Annotated in this window: 14 protein-coding genes; 8 read left to right on the top strand and 6 right to left on the bottom strand. The window is 45.0% G+C overall.

Features of this window, described 5'->3' with window-relative positions; all coding sequences use genetic code 11:
• The first annotated feature begins 58 nt into the window (after nt 1–58).
• The 5 genes from gcl (at nt 59) to FLM53_RS16835 (ending at nt 6,010) form a co-directional block, all read left to right on the top strand.
• Nucleotides 59–1,831, top strand: a complete 1,773-nt coding sequence (gene gcl, locus FLM53_RS16815; protein WP_176678919.1) for a glyoxylate carboligase — start codon at nt 59–61, stop codon at nt 1,829–1,831.
• A gap of 116 nt (nt 1,832–1,947) precedes the next feature.
• Nucleotides 1,948–2,724: a hydroxypyruvate isomerase gene (hyi, locus tag FLM53_RS16820; RefSeq protein ID WP_176678918.1), complete on the top strand. Its 777-nt coding sequence runs from the start codon at nt 1,948–1,950 to the stop codon at nt 2,722–2,724.
• Nucleotides 2,725–2,761: 37 nt separating this feature from the next.
• Nucleotides 2,762–3,658, top strand: coding sequence for a 2-hydroxy-3-oxopropionate reductase (locus FLM53_RS16825; protein ID WP_176678917.1), 897 nt, complete (start codon nt 2,762–2,764; stop codon nt 3,656–3,658).
• 259 nt (nt 3,659–3,917) lie between these two features.
• The gene (locus FLM53_RS16830; protein ID WP_176678916.1) at nt 3,918–5,228 is read left to right on the top strand and encodes a glycerate kinase; all 1,311 of its coding nucleotides are present in this window, start codon (nt 3,918–3,920) and stop codon (nt 5,226–5,228) included.
• A gap of 164 nt (nt 5,229–5,392) precedes the next feature.
• Nucleotides 5,393–6,010: a TetR/AcrR family transcriptional regulator gene (locus FLM53_RS16835; RefSeq protein WP_176678915.1), complete on the top strand. Its 618-nt coding sequence runs from the start codon at nt 5,393–5,395 to the stop codon at nt 6,008–6,010.
• A 65-nt stretch (nt 6,011–6,075) separates the two neighbouring features.
• Here FLM53_RS16835 and FLM53_RS16840 read toward each other — a convergent pair whose 3' ends face one another.
• Together FLM53_RS16840 and FLM53_RS16845 are read right to left on the bottom strand one after the other, a co-directional pair.
• Nucleotides 6,076–7,326, bottom strand: a complete 1,251-nt coding sequence (locus FLM53_RS16840; RefSeq protein ID WP_176680045.1) for a HAMP domain-containing sensor histidine kinase — start codon at nt 7,324–7,326, stop codon at nt 6,076–6,078.
• Nucleotides 7,327–7,382: 56 nt separating this feature from the next.
• A complete protein-coding gene (locus FLM53_RS16845) occupies nt 7,383–8,081 on the bottom strand; it encodes a response regulator transcription factor (protein WP_176678914.1) in 699 nt (232 codons plus the stop codon).
• A 197-nt stretch (nt 8,082–8,278) separates the two neighbouring features.
• Between FLM53_RS16845 and FLM53_RS16850 the strand changes: the two genes are divergently transcribed.
• Both FLM53_RS16850 and FLM53_RS16855 read left to right on the top strand, forming a co-directional pair.
• On the top strand, nt 8,279–9,112 hold the full coding sequence (locus tag FLM53_RS16850; RefSeq protein WP_176678913.1) for an efflux RND transporter periplasmic adaptor subunit: 834 nt from the start codon (nt 8,279–8,281) through the stop codon (nt 9,110–9,112).
• Nucleotides 9,113–9,114: 2 nt separating this feature from the next.
• On the top strand, nt 9,115–12,129 hold the full coding sequence (locus FLM53_RS16855; protein ID WP_176678912.1) for an efflux RND transporter permease subunit: 3,015 nt from the start codon (nt 9,115–9,117) through the stop codon (nt 12,127–12,129).
• Between the two features lie 103 nt (nt 12,130–12,232).
• On the opposite strand, the gene FLM53_RS16860 is transcribed toward FLM53_RS16855, so the two are convergent.
• Nucleotides 12,233–14,107, bottom strand: coding sequence for a methyl-accepting chemotaxis protein (locus FLM53_RS16860; RefSeq protein ID WP_176678911.1), 1,875 nt, complete (start codon nt 14,105–14,107; stop codon nt 12,233–12,235).
• Nucleotides 14,108–14,639: 532 nt separating this feature from the next.
• Here FLM53_RS16860 and FLM53_RS16865 point away from each other — a divergent pair.
• Complete coding sequence (locus FLM53_RS16865; RefSeq protein ID WP_176678910.1) at nt 14,640–16,076, top strand: amidohydrolase; 1,437 nt, start codon at nt 14,640–14,642, stop codon at nt 16,074–16,076.
• Between the two features lie 135 nt (nt 16,077–16,211).
• On the opposite strand, the gene FLM53_RS16870 is transcribed toward FLM53_RS16865, so the two are convergent.
• The 3 genes from FLM53_RS16870 to FLM53_RS16880 all read right to left on the bottom strand — a co-directional run bounded on the left by FLM53_RS16870 (nt 16,212) and on the right by FLM53_RS16880 (nt 22,168).
• Complete coding sequence (locus FLM53_RS16870; protein WP_176678909.1) at nt 16,212–18,608, bottom strand: hypothetical protein; 2,397 nt, start codon at nt 18,606–18,608, stop codon at nt 16,212–16,214.
• 190 nt (nt 18,609–18,798) lie between these two features.
• A complete protein-coding gene (locus FLM53_RS16875) occupies nt 18,799–20,037 on the bottom strand; it encodes an alpha-xenorhabdolysin family binary toxin subunit A (protein ID WP_176678908.1) in 1,239 nt (412 codons plus the stop codon).
• Nucleotides 20,038–20,803: 766 nt separating this feature from the next.
• Entirely contained in the window at nt 20,804–22,168 is a 1,365-nt protein-coding gene (locus tag FLM53_RS16880) for an 8-oxoguanine deaminase (RefSeq protein ID WP_176678907.1), read from the bottom strand.
• Between the last annotated feature and the right edge of the window lie 96 nt (nt 22,169–22,264).

Below are 22,264 nucleotides of genomic sequence, written 5' to 3' on the forward strand. Positions count from 1 at the left end.
ATGATTCATAGTACACAAAAGTTAGTTTAATTGTATACAATCTGAACTGGAGGTTCGAATGGCAATTATGAAAGCGATTGAAGCAGCGGTAGAAGTGCTTAAACGTGAAGGAGTAGACATCGCATTTGGTGTTCCCGGCGCAGCGATAAACCCAATGTACGCAGCGATGAAAAAGCTCGGAGGAATCGACCACGTCTTAGCTCGACATGTAGAGGGTGCCTCACATATGGCTGAAGGCTACACACGTACTAATCAGGATAATATTGGTGTGTGTATTGGTACTTCTGGCCCGGCAGGAACGGACATGATCACGGGTCTTTATTCTGCATCCGCTGACTCGATCCCTATCCTATGTATCACTGGTCAGGCTCCGCGTGCTCGCCTTCATAAAGAAGACTTTCAAGCGGTCGACATCGAATCGATTGCTAAGCCAGTCACTAAGTGGGCAACCACGGTACTGGAACCTGCTCAAGTGCCGCGCGCATTTCAAAAAGCCTTTCATTTGATGCGTTCTGGACGCCCTGGCCCGGTGCTGATCGACTTGCCTTTAGATGTGCAATTGGCTGAGATTGAATTCGATATTGATACTTATGAGCCACTTGAACCTTACAAGCCACAAGCAACCCGTGCGCAGGTTGAGAAAGCATTAACCATGATGTCTCAATCGGAAAAACCTCTGATTGTATCCGGTGGCGGTGTGATCAACGCAGGCGCATCTGAACTGTTGCAGCAGTTTGCTGAGATCACAGGTGTACCGGTAATTCCAACCTTGATGGGGTGGGGGTCTATCCCTGATGACCACGAGTTAATGGCAGGCATGGTGGGGTTACAAACCTCTCACCGTTACGGTAATGAAACCATGCTGAACTCTGATTTCGTGTTTGGTGTGGGTAACCGCTGGGCTAACCGTCATACCGGTTCTGTCGATGTTTACACCGAAGGGCGTAAGTTTGTTCATGTCGATATAGAACCGACTCAAATAGGTCGCGTGTTCTGTCCTGATTTAGGCATTGTTTCAGATGCAAAATCAGCACTTGAGCTAATGGTTGAAGTGGCACAAGAGTGGCGTGATGCTGGCAAATTACCAAATCGAAACGCTTGGGCAAGTGAGTGTCAGGAACGCAAATCGACTATGCTGCGTAAAACCAATTTCGATGAAGCGCCAATGAAACCGATGCGCGTTTATGAAGAGATGAACAAGGCATTTGGTCGTGATACTTGCTACGTGAGCACGATTGGTTTGTCGCAAATTGCTGCCGCTCAGTTCCTGCATGTTTATAAGCCGCGTAATTGGATCAACTGTGGTCAAGCAGGCCCGCTTGGTTGGACAACACCTGCCGCACTGGGTGTACGAGCGGCCGATCCAAGTCGCGATATTGTCGCTATCTCTGGTGACTACGACTTCCAGTTCATGATCGAAGAACTGGCGGTAGGTGCGCAGTTCAACTTGCCATACATCCATGTGTTAGTGAATAACTCTTACCTAGGTTTGATTCGCCAAGCTCAGCGTCAGTTTGATATCGATTACTGTGTACAACTGGCGTTTGATAACCAAAATGCGCCAGAGCTTGAGGGCTACGGTGTCGACCATGTAGCGGTTGTTGAAGGCTTAGGTTGTAAGGCGATTCGAGTTCGTGAACCAGACCAGATTTCAGCAGCGTTTGAACAAGCCAAAGAGCTAATGAACAAGCACAAGGTGCCTGTGGTGGTTGAGCTGATTCTGGAGCGAGTGACTAACATTGCGATGGGCGTAGAGATCAACGCCATCAACGAATTTGAACCACTTGCCGAAAGCCGAGGCGATGCGCCAACCGCGCTAGCGTATAAGTAATCACGAAGTAATGTGTGTCCGTAGAGCCGAGGTTTCGCTCTACGGAAAGTCTCCAATAGAGCGAGGCTTTACTACAAATAACCAGATTTTAAAAAATAAAGAATAAGGACAGAGTCATGGCAAAATTTGCAGCAAACTTGTCAATGTTATTCACGGAAGTTGATTTTATGGATCGCTTTGAAGCCGCCGCAGAGGCGGGTTTTCAAGGTGTCGAATACCTTTTCCCATATGCATTTGATGTAGATGAGATTAAACAAAAGCTTGAGGCTAATAATCTGGAGCAAGTGCTGTTTAACTTGCCGGCAGGGGATTGGGATGCTGGCGATCGTGGTATTGCGGTTGACCCAGCACGCGTTGAAGAGTTTCAAGCGGGCGTACCTAAAGCGATAGCCTATGCCAAGAAGCTTGGTTGTAAACAGGTGAACTGTTTGGCGGGCATTGTCCCACAAGGAGTGACCCCGCAAGACGCTCAGGCGACCTTTGTGATTAACCTTCACTATGCTGCAAATGCGTTAGCTTTAGAAGGTATAAGCCTAGTGATTGAAGCGATTAACACGCGCGATATTCCAGGCTTTTTCTTGAACACCACGGAGCAAGCGAAAACCATCATTAAAGAGGTGGCAAGCGATAATCTTTCTATTCAATACGATATCTATCACATGCAAATTATGGAAGGCGATCTTACGCCGACCATGCAACAGAACATTGGTCAAATCGCTCACGTACAGCTGGCGGATAACCCGGGTCGACACGAGCCGGGTACCGGAGAAATCAACTATCCATTCGTACTGAACTACCTTGATGAGCTTGGTTATCAAGGCTGGGTTGGCTGCGAATACAAACCGAAAACGACAACGACAGAAGGCCTTGGTTGGCTAAACCAGTACCGTTAATTGCGTCTGGTAACCCTCAAACGTTAAGGAGAACAACATGTCTAAAATTGCATTTATCGGAACTGGCATCATGGGTAAACCTATGGCGAGTAACCTTCAAAAAGCGGGTCACGACTTGATTCTGTCGGATCATTTCAACGCTGCTCCTGCCGAGTTGGTTGCAGCAGGCGCGACGGTTTGTCATTCCCCAGCCGAAGCCGCGGAACAGGCGGATGTCATCATTCTTATGGTGCCGAACACCCCTCAAGTAGAGGAGGTGCTGTTTGGTGATAACGGTGTCGAGCAAGGTCTAATGGCGAGTGGCGCGGCTGGAAAATTGGTTATCGATATGAGTTCAATCTCGCCAATCGCGACCAAAGCGATTGCCGCACGAATCAACGAAGGTGGTGCTTCATACCTAGATGCGCCTGTTTCAGGTGGTGAAGTAGGCGCGATCAATGCAGCGCTGACCATTATGGTGGGCGGCGAACAAGATGCCTTTGATAAAGCACGCCCACTGTTTGAAATCATGGGTAAGAACATCACGCTGGTGGGTGATAACGGAGCGGGTCAAACTTGTAAGGTTGCTAACCAGATCATAGTTGCACTGAACATTGAAGCGGTCTCTGAAGCACTGGTGTTTGCATCAAAAGCTGGTGCTGATCCTGCGCGAGTTCGTCAGGCACTATTAGGCGGCTTTGCCAACTCTAAGATCCTTGAAGTGCATGGTGAACGAATGGTTGAAGGCACCTTTGACCCGGGCTTTAGAATCTCGCTTCATCAAAAAGATCTCAACTTAGCACTCACGGGCGCACAAGAGCTTGGGGTTGCACTGCCGAATACGGCTAATGCTCAAGAGTTGTTTGGTGAGTGTGCCGAGATGGGCGGTGAAGGTTGGGACCACTCTGCGCTTATCCAAGCGATAGAGAAGCGTTCTGATCACTCAATTCGCTAATCCTTGACGAGTAATCTGTCTAATACATTGGTTTTGTCGTTTCTGCTGAAACCAAAACCAATGAATCAGGGCTAACATCGATAAGTTAGCCCACCAGTTTCAAACAGTTTGTTTATAAATCGCGTAGTTTCGTCTCCTTTTATACGCGTTCCCGATACGAGGCAAAGGTTGAAGTTGTTCCTTTCCAACTTGATCTTAGCAGGCACCCTTTCGCCTTGTATTGGGGTTCTTTTTTTCTCCGTCAACTAAGGAGTGGCTGATGGACATTGATGCTAAGCAGTTTCTGCAAACCCTTTTCTCGAGTGCTGTAAACCAGGCACTACCCAAAAATCACATCGAACCTTTTCTTCCTCAAGACATATTTTATCGCTCGGCTAATCAAGCTGGGCGAACCGTCGTTATTGGGGCTGGGAAAGCGGCAGCATCAATGGCAGCTGAGCTTGAAGCGGTTTGGCAGGCAAAGAAACAACAAGACCTTGCGTTGCGTGACCTTGAAGGCCTGGTGGTGACTCGTTATGAGCACACCGCCCCTTGCGAACATATTGAGGTGATTGAAGCGGCGCACCCAGTTCCGGATGCGATGGGCTTAGAAGTAAGCCAACGTATGCTGCAATTGGTGAGTGACTTGAGCGCTGACGATACGGTTATTTGCCTATTGTCTGGCGGCGGCTCTGCTTTGTTAAGTCTGCCCGGTGGTGACATCAGCTTGGCAGAGAAGCAACAAATCAATAAAGCACTGCTTAAGTCGGGTGCCGCCATTGATGAGATGAACTGTGTGCGTAAGCATTTATCGTCAATCAAAGGTGGGCGACTAGCAAAGGCCGCTTACCCAGCAAGAGTCGTCTCATTGGCGATTTCAGATGTGCCGGGTGATGACATCAGTGTGATTGCATCGGGCCCAACCGTACCAGACACCACCACCCGCTTTGATGCGATGGCAATACTGGAACGTTATCGAATTGAAACACCACCTTCGGCATTTGAATGGTTGAACAACCCAGAATCAGAAACCGTGAAACCAGATGACGCGTGTTGGAAAAACGCCGAGCACCATATTATCGCCACACCAATGTCGGCATTGGAATCCGCTGCTGCAGAAGCTGAAGGCTTGGGCATTCCGGCTTATGTGTTGAGTGATTGCATAGAGGGGGAAGCGCGAGATGTCGCGAAGGTTCACGCTGCGCTGGCTAAGCAAGTGGCCAATCATAAGCATCCATTTGAGGCGCCTTGCGTGATACTTTCTGGTGGCGAAACCACAGTAACCGTTAAAGGCAATGGTCGCGGTGGGCGTAACTGTGAGTTCTTGTTGAGCCTATATAACGAGCTCAAAGGCCAAGACAATATATTTGCATTGGCTGCCGATACCGACGGTATTGACGGTGTGGAAGACAATGCCGGGGCATGGATAACCCCACAAACATGGCAAGAAGGGACTCGCTTGTCACTTAAAGCAGATGATTATCTAGAGGCGAATAATAGTTATGACTTTTTCAAGCAAACGGGCGTGTTACTGACGACGGGGCCTACGCTCACTAATGTAAATGACTTCCGTGCAATATTGATTCTTTAAGCTGATCCGATGAAAAACACACGGTTGAATGGTCGTTCTTCTGCACATAAGAACGACCATTTTATTGCTATCAATGCGGTGACCTCGAGTTCTGAGATTATCTTCTGGACTAATGAAGCACGTTGATTACTATAGTTTAAGTAATGAGCTGTAAAGGAAGTACTATGTCTAGGATCAGACAAAAGAATCAAGATTTAATCATCGAGGTCGCGTGTGAACAATTCGCCACTCATGGTTATGCCGCAACAAAAATGGCCGATATCGCAAAAGCGGCCGACATTCCCAAGCCTAACGTATTCTACTATTTCAGCTCGAAAGACAAACTCTACAATGCCGTTCTAGAAACCGTTACGCAGCCGTTACTTGAAGCGTCTCGCCCGATTGAAGAGCTGAGTGATCCCGTTGAAGCCTTGTCTCAATATATTCAAACCAAATTGATCATCTCTCGCGACCATCCACACGCTTCTAAGGTATTTGCCAATGAAGTGATGTCTGGTGCCAAAGTGTTGCCCAAAGAGATCGGCGATGAGTTGTATAACCAATCTCAAATGATCCTCGATAAGTTCTCCACTTGGTCAGCACAAGGCTTAATGTATGACGTACCAGCGCACCACCTGATGTTTACCATCTGGGCGGCAACCCAAACCTACGCCGATTTTGGCTGGCAGATTTGCAGCGTGATGCAGAAAGATAAGCTCGATGATAAAGACTATGCCGATGCCGCGGAGTTCATCACTCAGCTAGTGATTAAAGGTTGCGGTGTGAAAGGAAAGGCGGAGTAGTTTATTGCTCAGGTTCATCAAAAAGGACATCACATGATGTCCTTTTTGTATTCGTCCTTCTGTATTTATATATCGTTTCTAGCAAAGGTCGCAGTGCAACCAGAGCTGGCTAATATCGAGTTTGAATGTGCGTTATCTATTAGCGTGGATGTCCAGCCGTAGCTGTCTCCGATACGTTTGACGATGATTAAACCAAGACCGTGTTCGGTTTTTGTATCATCACTTAAGCCCGAGCCAGTATCAGAAACTGAAATCGTGTTTGAGTTGATGGTTACCGTGATTTTACCTTGCGTGATAAATCGGATCGCGTTTTCAATGTAGTTCTTCAGCACCATGTTCACCAATGGCAAGGGCATGTTGAGCGTGGTGTCTGGCTCAATGTTTAACACCAATTCAACGCCAGGGGATAACATCGCTTGGTACTTAGATAAGTCGATAGAGCTGTCGTCGATATCCGTTAACGTTTGTTCGGTTGAAGAGTTCTCTTGTTTCACAATATTAAGCAGTACCTCGACCGTGTTACTCATCCCATTGGCTGCCCCTAAAATACGCTCGCGTTGCTTAGTTTGGAATGCTGGGTCATCAAGCTTCATGGCTTGCAGTTCGGCAGCGCCAATCACAATCGCTATCGGTGTTTTTAATTCATGACTCGCGTATTTGGCAAACATCATCTCTTGCTTGGCAAGCCTGTCTTTCATTTTTGAATAGCTGTTGAGGTGCGAGGTGAGCATCTGCAGTTCATCAATCGTACGATCCGGTACTTTGAAGTTATCAGATTCATGTTGACTGAGTTGAGTACTTAAGTCTGAAATAGGTGCCATTAGCTGGTCGAACACTCGCTTGAGAGTAACCCGCAATACTATGATCAGCCCGAGCATCAAAAGAGTGGAAATCGCCATCAACACGCCCCAACTGTCGTCCCATAGGTCCATATCAAATGAGCTGATGGTGATGTAAGTCGGAATGGTTTTCCCTTGGTCTTCAAAGGCAAAGTGGTAGACGAGCACGCCGGGAATAAGAATGTGCTCTTCAGAAATTCTAATTTCAAAGCGTTGACGATCGACCGTTTCCAGCGCCATTGGGGGTAACTTTTTGAGTTGGTCGGTAAAGTCTGCTTTACCATAATAAACCGTCACGTTGTCCGACAGCTTGAGACTGCCAGTTGGCGACAACTGGTGATAGAACTGTTGTGCTACCCCCTTGAATGACTTGAGGTGATTTTCGATTTGAGCTTCTTCCTGCCAAACCAACCGCAGCGAGAACACGAAAAATACGATGCATGATGAAACTAGAGCGATGACAGCAAAGGTACGCATGGTACGGATTCTGACATCTTCGATTGAGTTGCCTAGCTTTGTTCGAATCTTCATCTTTATTGAGGCTCACTAGCAGACGAGAGCAACTGAAAGCCGTGCTTTGGAATGGTCTTGAGCATTGGGAAATCGAAGGGTTTATCAAGTACATTTCGCAGCAGGTAGATATGGCTACGGAGTACATCTTTGTCTGGAATGTCATCGCCCCAGAGCATGTAGATTAGGCTTTCACGAGACACAACCTCGCCTTGAGCTTTGACTAACTCTCTCAGAATTTGGAACAAGATAGGAGTAAGGGTTAGCGTTTTGCCGTCTCTTGAAGCCGTGTGCGTTTTCTCATCAATAATCACTTCACCAAAGCTCAGTGTCTTTTTCGCGACTAAGCCTTTATTGCGTTTGATCAGCGCTGATAGGCGAGCTTCTAACTCAGGAAACTGAAAAGGTTTGGTAACGAAATCGTCGGCACCGGAATCAAAGCTACTTAACAGGTCTTCTTGGCCATTCAACGCAGTTAGCATCAAAATCGGTGTCGTTATGCCATTTTGACGTAGTTTCGAAGCCACCTGCATACCATCAAGTTTAGGCAGCATGACATCTAAGACGATCGCATCGAAGTCGTTTTGCATTGCTAGATTGAAGCCTTGTTCGCCATCGGAAGCAAAATCCGCAACGGCTTCTTTAACCTCTAAGAAGTCGGCAATAATGCCTTGAAGTTCGATATTGTCTTCAACAACCAAAATACGACTGCGCTCAAGCATCTTTCGTTCCCACCTAAAACTCTACGGTCAGTAAAAATGTAGCCTATCCAAAATTATGTCGAATTTATGTCTAATTGATAGTGTTGCACACAAAAATACAGTGTCATCCGATTATTTTTCAATGTCGAATCCACTTCGACTTTAATTCGACAAAGAGAATTCAACAATAGCTCACATCAATAGGTGAGGGTTGAATTATGAAAACTAAAATTATCGCGCTTGCAGCACTTCTTGGGGTCTCAACAACTCAAATATCAATGGCTCAAGCTACCGAGCTAATCGGTCACGTTCAAGGATTGAACAAACATAGCGTTGTGGCAGAAGTGCCCGGTGTTGTAGAGATGAATAACCTTGAAGTGGGTGATGCCGTAAACCAACAACAAATATTGGCTCAGATTAAAGCCGATGATTTTAAGTTTAGTGTCAATAAGGCTAAAGCCAATCTAGCGCTTGCCGAGGCGGATCTTGCGCTACGAAAAGCAACCTACAATCGCTATCAAGCACTCATTAAGAAGAACAGCTTGTCAGTTGGGGAACTAGATACGGCGCGCGCAGAGTTTCTAAGCGCCAAAGCCGCGGTTTCTGTCGCTCAAATTGATTATCAACAGTCTCAAGTGGACCTAGAAAACACTCAGATTGAATCCCTAATTTCGGGCTACATCTCCAATAAACCTACGCAATCGGGCGCTTGGGTGAGCGAGGGGGATTTGCTCTATGAAGTGGTCAACATTGACAAAGTGACTCTGTCGTTCATGGCGAGTGAGTACGATTTAAAGCACTTCAGTGTAGGTCAAGAAGTGGTGGTGTGGTCTGAAACCAATCCAGAATTCAAGATGGAAGCAAAAGTGCAGCGCATTGGCGTTGAGATGCAAAATTTGACCTATCCAGTATTGGTCGAGATCACTAACCAAGGCCATGAGTTTAAGCCAGGCATGTCAGTTTACGCCTCGACAGATCTTTCTATTCAAGGCATGACAACCGCTCAAGTCGCATTGGACCAAGCAGCATCAAACGAAGGTAAAGGGCAGTAACGATGAACTTCTTAGCATACTTCGCCAATCGTCAGTTTTTGGCTCGTATCATCACGGTCATGGTGTTGCTAACGGGCGCTATGTCGTTAATGCAACTCAACTTGCAAGAGTACCCAGATGTTGCGATGGACACGGCGGAAATTGAAACTAGCTACCCTGGCGCAACAGCTCAAGACATTGAACTGAACATCACCAATCCTATAGAGAAAGAACTTCGTTCCGTCGATGGTATTGCCTATTTTTCGTCAGAATCTTCAGAAGGGCGATCTCGTATCGAGGTTGAGTATTTGCCTGGTGAAGACGCAGCGGTGATCTTGCGAGATATACAGCAAGCAGTAGATCGAGTCGGGAATCTGCCGAAAGATATAGATTCGCCGCCGGTTGTGACTCAGCAGAAAACCTCTTCTTTAGATGTGTATCATTTTGGCGTGAGCCTAATGGATAGCAACTCAGATTCCGCGTCTTTGCAGCACTACGCTTATCAATTAGAAAAGAAGATCAATAACCTTGGTGGCGTCGGCTCTATTACGATGTCCGGCTTTAACGAACGAGAGTTTTGGGTTGAGGTTGATCCTGAAAAAGCACGTCGTTATCAAGTTGCTTTTGATGATATCAGCACTGCGATCGAGCAGCATAACCTGTCACAGTCGGGCGGCTTTGTAGAGTCATGGAGTCAAGAGCAGAAGATCGTCACCATGACCAAAGTAGAGTCGACGGGGGATGTGTCTAACATCGTGATTAAGGCGTTGGATTCTGGTCAAGTTGTTCGTGTGTCTGATGTGGCGACCGTTATCGATACTTTTGCACGAGCAACCGAAGATCCTGTGATGAGCGGGAAGCCTGCGGTGATTTTCTCTATCACCAACAGTGGCAGTGCTGATGTGATTGCGACCATCGACAGCATCAAGGCTTTATTGGACAAAGAAAGCGAACGTATTGGCGACCAGTTCATCTTCCAAACGAGTCTTGATCTTGGCAAGGACATGGGCGAGAAGTTCTCTATCGTGGCAACCAATGGCGCGATAGGTTTGGTGTTGGTTCTGCTTATCTTGAGCATGATCTTGCAACGTCGTGTCGCTTTCTGGGTGTCGGTTTCCATCCCATTTTGTGTGTTTGGTGTGATGATGGTTCTGCCAATCATGGGGTTGAACTTAGACAGCATCACATTGGCAGCATTGCTCTTGGTTATCGGTATTATCGTCGACGATTCAGTGATCATCGCCGAAAGTATTTTCCAAGAAAAGGAAGCAGGAAAAAAAGGTGTCGATGCTGCGGTGTCAGGAACTTTAAAAGTAATCAAGCCCTTGATGGCAAGCTTAGTGACAACGGCCTTGGTGTTTATCCCGATGATGTTCATTCCGGGCACCATGGGTAAAGCAGTCGCGGTGATCCCGATTACCGTTATCGCAGCACTCGTGTTCTCATTCATTGAATGTACGTTAACGCTGCCCGCGCACTTATCTTCGGCGAAAGAGACCACTAAAAAAGTCGCAGAGAAAGATCGTTTTGAATGGGTTTCAAACCGCTATCACTCACTGCTGAATATTGCACTGAACTACAAAAAATCAGTGATTGCAGTGGCTATTGTTGGGTTCGTAGCTTCTGGCTATTTAGTCTCGTCGTTGAAAGTGGATATCTTCCCAACTGAGGCGGGAAAATACATCGATGTGTACACCGAAGTGAAAGCGGGTACGCCATTATTAAAGGTGCGAGATGCTCATCAGGCTATCGAGCAAGCAATCGAATCTCTGCCAGAAACGGAACTGGTCAGCTACGAATTGGTTTACTCATCACCGGTATCGCAGGGCATTATTAACCTGACAAACTTTGACCAGCGCACCCGTTCAGCCGAACAGATTATCGCGGCACTTAACGAAGAGTTGGCAGCTCTGTCTGAAGACATGTTTATCAAGTTCTCAATTGACGCGGGCGGCCCACCTCCGGGTGACCCGGTTGAAGTTCGTGTGCTCGGTGGAACGGAGAGTGAACGTAATCAAACCGTTGAACTAGTGATGGCTTGGCTAGAAGACTATAAAGGCGTGACCAGCATTAATCACAGTGAAGCACTGAAAGATCCTCAGTTGAATATTGTTCCTCAATATCACTGGCTGGCGAAATACAACCTCACCGTAAGTGATCTATCGAACGCGCTGCGTGTTGGCTTTGATGGTAACAGCGTGACATCCACTTGGCTTGGCGATCAAGAAGTCGATATTCGTGTGGTATTAGATGAGGAATTTCGTGACCTTGAAAAGCTGAAAACCACCAAGATTTACACCGCTGACGGGCAACAAGTACCATTGAGTCGCTTGGCTATGGTTGAGCAGATAGAAATCCCGCGTCTTATTAAGCACTACAATGGCGAGCGTGAAGTTACGGTCTCCGCTGCATTATCTGATGAAAGCATTAGCCCTGTAGCATTAGCCGATGAGCTAGTCACAGAGCTTACAGGTCAATACCCATCAAGCGTGACGATTAACGTAGGCGGCGAGGCGGAAAGTACTAACGAGACAATGAGTGGCTTTATGGTGGTGTTCCCTGCAGCTATGGTAGCGATCTACTTTGTATTGGCGGTAATGTTCAACTCATTACTCCAACCACTGCTCATTATGGCGGTTATCCCATTTGCGATCATGGCTTCGTTGATGGCGCTCGTGGTTCACATGCAATCGATGTCTCTGTTTGGATTGATTGGCGTACTTGGGATGACGGGCGTTGTGGTCAATAACTCCCTGGTGCTGATTAACCGAATCAACGAATTAAGAATCGAAGGTTTGAACGCGATAGACGCGGTAACTCAAGCGGCAGTCAGTCGTCTGCGCCCGATTGTTATGACATCGCTGACCACAGTGGCAGGCTTGTTACCTCTCGCCTACGGGTTAGGTGGTACCGATGTGTTTATGGGGCCAATGTCGCTCACTTTGGGCTATGGTCTGCTGTTCTCATTACCTGTTGTACTCTTGGTGATACCGGCAATGTATGCGTTGTTCTTTTCAAGAAAGCCTAATAATTCATAATCATATTAAATGGGCTAGAAATGAGTGGTTGAAACCTGAATAGAAATACAAGTAAAAACTCCGATGTACATCGGAGTTTTTACTTAGAGCAAAGGTCTAGCTGTTATAATTTGAAGCGTTGTAGGATTTGTTGTTGTTTATCGATCTCGCTCAATTGCGTATCCATACCACTGCTCATCTCCATAGCTTGTTCTGCTACTTGTTGGCTCAATTGACTGATTTGTTGTGTATTACGATTTATCTCAATAGATACAGAGCTTTGCTCTTCTGCTGCTGCCGCTATTTGATCGTTAAAACCAGAAATATGGGTGATGTTTGCTTGTACAGAACTGAGTGCTTCAGTGGCTTTTTTAGCACAAGAAATAGCATCTCTTGCACTTGCTTCACTGACGGTTATAGCTTGTGCCATTGAGCTCGTTCCGTTCTTTAACTGGTTTATTTTGGAGTGTATCTCTGTTGTTGATTCTTGTGTTTTCAAGGAGAGTAAGCGTACATGGTCAGCAACTACCGCAAAACCTCGACCAGCTTGTCCCGCTCGTGCTGATTCAATCGTTGCGTTCAAAGCCAATAAATTGGTTTGATTAGCAATCTCACTTATGACATCTAAAATACTAGTAATGCTATTCGTAGCTTCGGTTAGGTTGTCGGATTGAGTGGAGGCATGTTTAATACTGAGCGATAGGCTTTTGATCGTTTGTTCGGTTTGCTGAACAACATCGACACTCTTAATGACATTTTTTTCAGCAAAGTTGGCACTTTCTGCCGCATCTTGGGCACTTTGGGCTGTATCGCGAGCAGAAGCCGACATCTGCTCCATGGCTGTCACTAAACTTCTTAACTCTGACATCTGATGATTCACATTGAACCCTGCCTCTTGCGTTGTCTTTTGAGTTGTATCTGCTTGGCTTTTCAAGGTTGATGCCACTCTTTTTGACTCCAACATTTGAACCTGCAAGTTTTCAACGAATTGGTTAAAGTTTCCTGCCAATTCAGCAAACTCGAGGTCATTGTCTGTTTTTAAGCGATGAGTTAGGTCCGCTTCACCAGAAGCAATGTTCTTGATTGCTGAATTTAATTCTTTTACCGGTCGGAATAGGTAATCAATCACCCAGTACAAGAGAATGGCAATAATAATGATCGAAATTGAAGCCATCAATATTAGGTGGGAGGTTAGGTTATTTAGGCTAGAGAAAACACGTTCCTCATTTATGAGCGCACCAATATACCAGTCTTCTCCTTTCACTTTTTGTAAGCTGATCAGATGCAGTGCGTCATTAATTATAACTTCCTTTACACCCGTTTTGAGTTCTACATCTGGAGCAAAATCGGTTAAAAGTCGACCATTGTAATCACTGTTAGGGTGAGCAATCGTTGTGCCATCACCTGTCACCATGAAAAGGTAGCCAGAGTCGAATAGGTTGGTTTGATTGACTAGTTGTGCAAGGGGGGTTAATGACACATCAAATACTACATTTCCCAAAAATTGCTCATTGGTATCGTTGATTGATGAAGAAATAGAAATGATCATATCGCCGGTAGATGAGTCAACATAAGGTTTGGTCACTACTATGCCATCTGATTGGCTTGCTGCGATGTACCAAGGGCGAGAACGTACATCATAACTTTGGTTAGGAACCCAGCCGTCATTTGAGATGAGAAGACCATTATTCTCGTATCCGATACCAACCGCTTGAAAGCTACTCTTCAACGTCGAGGTCGATATTGCTTCGTACGCAAGGTCGTGATTAGTAGCATCAATCATATTCAATGAATGGACTACTGAACCCACTAACTCACGGCTAGCGTTGAGTTGGTATGAAACTGTATAGCTGACGCTTTTGATTAGTTCTTGGACACTAAGGTGTATATTTTCTTTAAAAGTATTGCTGGTGGCTTGTTGTTGAATGAAGCCGATACAAGTAATAACTGACAAGAACAGAAGACTGGTCGTTAGTATGATTTTAGATTGGAATTTCATCGAAAAAATGCTGTATAAAAAGGTTGTTTTCAATGTTACAGGTCAGATGAGGGTATTTCTGTAATAAGCAATATAACCTTACATTAATTGATTGTGGCCCTTCTTTCAGGATGAAAAGATTAATTTAAATACAAGTTTATATTTTGTAGGTGATGGGTTATCGGTATGTGGTTTATAAGAAACTCAAACGTTTATTTTTTAATGTTTGAAAGGATCAAGGAGCTAAAGGACGTAATCTGTTCGAAATTTTACCTATGTTTATAGTCGGTGGTTGGATTGAATACTTGTATTGAATTTCACCAAGTCAAATGATCTAGAAGCCGCTGTGTAATGTTCGTTTTGTATTTTTGTGACCCGTTGTGCAATAACTCATTTATATTGGATTTGGCTCGATTAGGTATGCCATTTTATTTAAAGATAAGGGTATAGTGTCGCAAAAATTGGCGGCACTTACTGGTCTTCAAAGCGAATAGCTCAGAACACCAAAGTGAAGCTTCTAACAATATTACACGCACAATATATAGGTTTAGCAATGACGCTTAAAAGCTTGGCATGCACCATCAGCGCAGCTCTACTAGCAGGCTGCGGCTCGACAGTCGCGACTCAAACATACAACGCTGATCTGATCATCAAAAATGGACAGGTACTGACGATTAATTCAGAAATGGATGTGATTGAAGATGGTGTTGTCGTCGTGAAAAACGATCAGATCATCGCTGTTGGTAACGAGGATTTGATTACTCAATACCGCGCTGAAAAGGTGATTGATGCTCAAGACGGGATTGTTATGCCGGGCATGGTCAATGCTCACAACCATCTACCTATGATTGCGTTTCGTGGTTTAGGAGAAGAGGGCATTTCGAATCGCCTGTTTGCTTACTTCTTCCCGCTTGAAGCCGAAAAGCTAAGCCGTGAACTGATTTACAACGCGACTAAGCTAGGCAGCATCGAATTAGCGCAAAGTGGTGTCACAACTTACGCTGACATGTATTACCACATGGATGAAATGGCAAAGGCGACCAAAGAAGTCGGCCTGCGCGCCGTGTTAGGTGAAACCGTCATTAAATTCCCTGTGGTTGATGCCAAAGAACCTTACGGCGGCATCGAGTATGCCAAGGGCTTTATTGAGCAATACGAAAACGATGAGTTAATCACACCTGCTTATGCACCACACGCGGTGTACACCGTGAGCAAAGATAAGCTGCAAGAAATCAATAAGCTGTCTGCTCAATATGATGTACCTGTGTTGATTCACGTTGCTGAGTTCCCGAATGAAGAAAAGCGCATCAAGGACGAAACCAAAGCGACATCACCTGTCGAATACATGGACGAAATTGGCGTGCTGGATGAACGTGTCGTGATTGCGCACGGTATCCACCTGTCAGATAACGACCAAAAGCTACTGAAACAAGCCGATGCAGGTATCTCATATAACCCAATGGCTAATGCTAAAGGCGCTACGGGAATCGCACCTGCATGGGAGATGTACCGTGCTGATATGCGAATCGGTTTGGGAACAGACGGTCCTATGAGTTCTAACCAAGTCGATATCATGCGTACACTAAGCTACGCAGCGAACATGCAACGTTTAAAACATTCTGACCGCACCATCATGATTCCTGAACAGGTGATTGAGATGGCGACATTAGGTGGCGCGAAGGCCCTACACATGGAAGATCAAATCGGTTCTCTTGAAGCAGGTAAGAAAGCGGATATCGTGATTGTAGAGACACAATCGGCGAACATGATGCCAAATTACGACCCATACGCGACCTTGGTTTATCAAGCGAATCCGAGCAACATCGACACCACTATTGTTAACGGTCAAATCGTAATGGAAAATCGAGTGATGCAAACCGTTCAGCTGGATGAAATACGCCAAAGCGTCGATGAGTTTGAAACTGATATTAAAGCGTTTGCCAAAGAGCTTTCTAAGAAAGCGATTAAATCTAAGAGTTTGATGGATTAAGATGTAAATCGGTTTCTAAAAATCGAACTGAATGAACAAGGCCGACATCATGTCGGCCTTTTTGTAGCTGGCTTATCCCTTTAACCTCGGTTCCTTGGATTAAAGCAACGCTCGGTTAGTTAGAGAAGCACTTGGTTAATTCGAGCAGCTATTGCCATTCGGGATACCGCTGCCTAAGAATTCGACGCGAATCTGTTCGACATCTTTTAGATATTGGTTGTTGGCTTGGTCTGTCTCATCGAAATTGTTGAGTGTGACATTCCATGAGGTGAATGGGGTAGGTTGGAAGTACGCGTATTCAAACTTATTCGCTACGGCACCGTCGGTGATGATGCTGACATCGTTGGTGGTTGGATCATCTAGACGGTAGTAGAACGCACGTGACACGGGGTTTGAGCTGAACTGATAATCTTGGTTTTCATATCGATCGGCATAGTTGCCTGAACTGGAGACTCGCAGATTTAGTTGTTTGCCATAAGGTAAGTTTCCACCCTCTAAGAACACTCGTACCGTGGAAAGCCTAACGCGGTCAAATGAACACAATTGGACTTGCTCTAGTGGAATAGAGAAATTTAGCTGTCCGGTTGTTGCAAAGTTCTCTAGTTGTTCTGGGCTAGAAATAGTGTAGTTATCGATGGTGAAATCTTGTGGCGCGGGTTGGAAAGAAGATAGAGCATTCACATACTCACTTTCGATGGACGCCAAATCAAATTGGTAGTCCAAGTAGCTTTTGTTCAGAGATGGCGTGATCTCGCTTGACTTCAATGCCCAGTATTCGTATGCCTGAACATAGTTAGACAACGCAACGAACATCGGGCGTTTGAAGTGCATCAACACTCTTGATAGTTCACGTTCAATCGAATCGAAGCTGTCGGTGTCGACTTGATAACCCTCAATAGCATCGTTCAATCTTTGCTGTTGATTGATGGTTACGTTGTTAGTTAACAGTAAGTCGACCAGCTTTGCTTGCTCCTGAGCGAAATTAAGCTGGGTGATGTTAATCGCCTTGCCGAGTAGTACCTGTTTTTCTAGCTCAAGTAAGTATTGTCTTGTCCCTTTAATTCCCAAACTATCAGCATATCTTAAGTTACTGCGGATCTCGGTGATCATCAGGTCCCACGCTAGATTGCTTTCATTGATGGTTGGGATGTTGAAATTAAAACCATCCATCGCTTCCGAAATCTTCTGGAACTTGATGGTTGATTTGATATCCGCGGTGAGCTGAGAGATACCAGAAATCGTTTTGGTGACGCTATCAATAATGCCTGTGACCGACTTGATATTGGTCACGAGGTTTTTGGCTTTTTCTAATGCTTCAGGCGTTTTAGCTAACTGCTCGGTTAGGTCATTCACCCCAGAAAGGTTACCTGTGAACACGCCACTCACTGCGCTACCAATCTCCGCGATTGCTTTAAAAATCGCCAGTGCAGCGTTGAGTTGCTGCTGGGTTTTCCAATTCTCGACGCCAACTAAATAAGTCGTTCTTGCATCGAGAGTCACTAACTCCTGAGCTTTGTATTGGCTATCTACCTCGGTCAGGCTATCGCCTATCTTGTCTATGTTGGATTGGGTTTGTGTGATGATCGAGCTTTGAGCGCGAAGAACGTCTTCAATGTTAGCGAGCGCTAACTTAGCGGCTTCTATTTTGTCTTCAATGACGGTGCTTCTGTCTTGAATAATGTCCCACTTAGCTTGATACGCAACCATCGCATTCAGGTACGCTTCGTACTTGTCTTGGTAAAGTACTTTGTCGAGATAAGGTACGTAGTGGCTCTCTTTGGTACTGAAGCTAATGAACTGCTTGAACGCGACCGTTTGCAGGTAAAGGTCTGAAAGAATCGGGTCGTCTTCCACCACAGACTCTGAATAACGTAAGCTCTGCTCAATCCAGTTGATAAGGTCGAGGCTAACCTCTGGGTTGGTGTCGAACAAGCTGGCAGCCATATCAAAAGAGCGGTTAATTATGTCGGTAAAAGGTTCGGTAGCCAGTTTCATTTGTCCGGTAATGTTTGAGTCTATGGTGGTTCTTCGGTAGTGCTCTCCTGCTAAGACAACGGATTCACCATCTCCTGTATTTCCTGTTAGGGCATCTCGTGTAATGCTGCCATCGCTTTGGAAAGCGAGCACATTAATCGGTGTTTCTATTTCACCAGCAATCACAGAAATCGATGCTGCAGAACCTTGTTGTCCGAGCACAAACGTTGGCGTACCTGGACCAACAATTTTGCGCGCAAAAATCAGGATGTTTTGGTTGTTTACAAGTAAGTTGAAGTTCTCTGGTACTTCGATGGTGTCTGCAAACACGACGATTTTTGAAGGGTTGGTGACGTATAGGTTCTGTTCCTCTATCCAATCACTGAGGTTGATGTGCAGATCGGATGTTGAGCGAGACAATACGCCAACATCTGAATAGGCCGATTGAACCCAAGTTGGGTATTCAGTTGAATTGGGTAAATTGTTCAGTTCAAGCCAGTCGCTAGAAAAAGCCTGTGGAGAAAATGAAAGAGAAATAATAATAGGTAGAAGTCTCATATTTATATCCTGTCGAAATTAGTATTCGCCAAATTTTGGGTAGCAGAAGCCAACACCTTAATTTTCATAAGGTGCGGCTTACTATTCGGAGGGTTATTTGGCTATCTCGTTATATTTTTAGCTGTCTCGTTTTGTATATAGCGCTGCTTTTTCGTTATTCGTCGCGCTATTTCTTCGAGATGTATAGGGACTATTCCATTTCTTGAATGTATGCATTGTTTGCAAACGCTTTTGCTTTCTCGCTGATATTACTCCAGTTACTTTCTGCAACCGTTGTATTGGCAAGCGCACCTATCGCACCAAGCATTGCGTCGTCTTTCATGATGTCGGCATTATTTTGAGCTTGTTCTAATGCCACAAGCAGTGAAGTGAAATCGGCGTTCATTTTCTGCCAATTCAGTTTCAGCTTATTAATATGTGGAATCGCATTTTCAATTTGTTGAGAAATCATATCGATACTCTCTGAAGAGCGATGATAAGAGTTATATATTTTCTGCGTGTAAGTTAACTGCTCTTGAAGCTCTTTTACTTCGTTTTGTAATTCGTTACGAAGTTTACGTGCTTTTTCTGCTTTATCTCCGTATACGCCCATGATTGGACCTGCAACCAGAGGGAACCATGCATAAGTCACCGCAGTAGAGGCGACGGTAACGTAGTGAGTGTAATCTTTGTTAAGTTGAGTAATACGCGCATTGATGTCATTCACTCGTTGCTGAAGCGCGCTGCCATCGTCGCTTAGGCAACCGTTGTGAGTGCCTTCCAACACATCTAACTGCAATTTTTGTGTGTCCAATGTAGCTGAAAATTCTAATAGGTTGTCGCCAGCGTCAGACACTTCTTGCTGGTATCTCATTGAAAAACTTTGCAGGCTTTTCAGGTAAGCGATCGCTACCTTTCTATTGCGTTCTACCGCTTCGATATCTTCCGGGAGCGGCGAGAATGCTTTGGCCAGCATTTCATTCAAAGCATCGCTTAGTGGGTTAAGCATGAAGTCTTTAATTTGGACGTAATTGGCCAAGCTTAATGACAGGTCAACGATGCTTGGATAAAGCTCTTTTTTCCAATAGAAGGCGGTATCGTGAATACTTGAGTACTGCTGAACCAGTGCTTCGAAATTAGAGAAAGGAATGTCGTTAGGAATACTTAAAGTCGACTTCATACTGGCTTCTGTCACGGGCAGTGCCAAAGCACCTTCAACATAGGCTTGGATCTGATACCACTCTTTCTGCTTGAGAATAAAGTTGTCGGTATCTAAATCAATAAAGACGCCATTCTCACCGATTATCGTATCGTAGGTGACTTGAGGTATGTTTTGTTCAGCTGACGCTTGATTAATTTGAACTGGCGCTGCTTGAGAAGTGAAAGCAAAAGAAGAAAGTAGCCCAATTGAAATCGAAGATAGTACGAGTGTTTTAGTGATTTTTTTCATCGTTTAGCCCTGTTAGATTTGTTATTAGCTTTTTACAAAGACAATAATCCCCCTACCATTCGATGGCATTTTTAAATATTTATGAAGGGTTATTGAATAGTTTTATATTGTTATTCTTATAATTATTTTTTGTTTTTAAAATTGACTCCTTTAATGTGTTTTTTGTTTTTATAAGATTTGGTCAATCTATAGTAGATTTATAATGAAAAGTTCTATTTAGATCACACATTTGAATTCATATTGATTGATTGTTGATCTATTGAATTTAATGATATTTAAGTCACTACTCTTGTGTCTTTTGTCAGGCTAGGTATGGAAAGGTCTCGAGAGGTTTTTATTCTATTCATAAATGCGATAAGTGATAAAAGTATAATTATCCTTATAATTTCCATTATTACTAAATCTGTTGATTAATTTGATGAATATATAAATAGAACGAGCGTTTTAAATTTGATCTGTGCCAGATAATGTTCAGTTTTTATATTAAGGAAAGTTTCTGTTAGTGGCTTACTATTAGCGAGTGTTTTATTAGTGGAGCTTGTATTAGATATAATTAAATTAGATTGTCTTTAATTAGTGGCATTGTTTTGGGTTTATTAAGGCTGGCTTTATTTAACGAAATAGATGGATACATAGGTGAGAGGACATCATGTTCATGGGGTTTTAGAATGTTTGCGATATTTTCGAATCTTTGTGGATGTTCTGGATGTTTACCCATCAAAACCACTCACTTCTGCTCGCAGTGTTTGATGGGCAAGTGTCTTAGTTAGTTGTTATTCATCGCCAACTTACCGAGCTTCATTGCAGCAGCATGATGGCGGTGCATTAGTTGTTCCATGTCGACGCCAATTACAGCTCCATCGTTAACTCGCCATTTTCCGGCAACCATCACCTTATCCGCTTGTTGAGCGCCACAGAGTAGTAATGCAGCTAATGGATCGTGGCTGCCAGAGAAACGAATATCATCTAGTTTGAACATCGCGATGTCGGCTTGTTTATCAACTTCAAGCGTACCAATGTCCGTTCTGCCCATTGCAGCAGCAGACCCTGAAGTTGCCCAGCGCAGTGCGTCGAAGTGAGATACGTTTGCTGAGCCATATTGCAGGCGTTGCAGGTACATCGCCATGCGCACTTCGGCAATCATATTAGAGCCGTCATTTGAAGCTGAGCCATCAACACCCAGTCCGACCTTAACGCCAGCGGCTTCTAGATCGTTGTTTTTACAAATACCGGAAGCCAGCATCATGTTAGAAGTTGGGCAGTGGCTGATGCCAATGCCTGCTTTACCCAAACGCTTGATCTCTTCTGGGTTGAAGTGAATACCATGAGCGAGCCAAGTGCGTTCATTCAGCCAGCCCACATCTTCTAGGTAGTCGACAGGGCGCAAGCCAAACTTCTCAATACAGAAATCCTCTTCATCCAAGGTTTCGCATAGGTGCGTGTGCATCATCACGTTCTCACGCTCACTGATCTTGGCGGTCTCTTTCATCAGGTCAGTAGTGACCGAGAACGGCGAACAAGGTGCGAGAGCGATTTGGATCATCGCCCCTTCATCACGCTGGTGGTAATCACGAATCAAGCGTTGGCTGTCATCAATGATGGTTTGTTCAGTTTGAATGGTGTGTCTTGGAGGTAGTCCACCTTCATCTTCCCCTAAGCTCATTGAGCCACGCGTAAATATCGCTCTCACGCCTAGCTTCTCTGCGGCCTCGACTTGTAAATCAATAGCGTGCTCAAGCCCGTTTGGTAGCAAGTAATGGTGATCGGATGCGGTAGTGCAGCCCGACATCATCAACTCAACCAGAGCTAACTCTGTGGCAAGGCTCATCATCTCAGAATCGAGGTTAGCCCAAACAGGGTAGAGGCTTTGTAGCCAATGGAAGAGTTCTTTATTCAGTGCGCCAGGGTAAGCACGCGTTAGGGTTTGATAGAAGTGGTGGTGCGCATTGATAAGCCCGGGAGTTACAACATGACGAGAGGCGTCGACGCTGTAATCTACGGGTAAGGTCGGCTCTTTGTGTTTGCCAACCAATTCAATGACTTTATTACCTTTAATGACAATACCACCTTCTGCATCAGCCAGTGAGCCAGTGTAGATTGCGAGAGGATTCTTAATCCAGATGGTTTCCATTCATAGTAGTCCTTAGCCATCTCAGCCTTTTCAGGGAAGAGGGTCTTTATTGGTATTTGTAGTGAAAGATAAATTCGAATCAGGGACGTTAAAACG

Origin of the sequence: Vibrio sp. Scap24 (genome assembly GCF_013394185.1) — a bacterium.
GTDB classification, from domain to species: Bacteria; Pseudomonadota; Gammaproteobacteria; order Enterobacterales; family Vibrionaceae; genus Vibrio; species Vibrio pomeroyi.